This window comes from Pseudoalteromonas sp. S3178 (assembly GCF_005886985.1).
In the GTDB taxonomy this organism is placed as follows: domain Bacteria; phylum Pseudomonadota; class Gammaproteobacteria; order Enterobacterales; family Alteromonadaceae; genus Pseudoalteromonas; species Pseudoalteromonas carrageenovora.
Genome location: NZ_PNCW01000608.1, coordinates 1 through 302, shown reverse-complemented (window position 1 = coordinate 302; position 302 = coordinate 1). Strand labels below are relative to the sequence as shown.

The following is a 302-nucleotide window of genomic DNA, read 5'->3' as shown; positions in this document are numbered from 1 at the left end:
AGACGCCAGAAGAATACGAGGTAAGCCAACGTATCGGCCGACTGATACGGGGGCTAAAGCGCAAAAAAGGGATGACCCGAGAAGAGGTTAGCCGGCGTTTAGGTGTGGGTTACAGGACCCTTGATAACTATTTAAATGGCTCTAGCTCCTTTAAGCTTGGGACATTGCTTCGGTTTGCTGAAATCTGTAAAGTAAAGTTATCAGATATTTTAGAAGATACAGATAAGCTCTCTGGCCTGTATGGAGAAAAAAGTGAGGAAAAGAACAATGAAGGCTGCACAGAAAAAACTAATAAAAATAGC

General features: G+C 42.7%; 1 protein-coding gene. It reads left to right on the top strand.

What is annotated here, in order from left to right; translation table 11 throughout:
- A partial coding sequence (locus CWC11_RS22430) for a helix-turn-helix domain-containing protein (RefSeq protein WP_138684282.1) occupies positions 1–302 on the top strand: 302 nt, incomplete at both ends.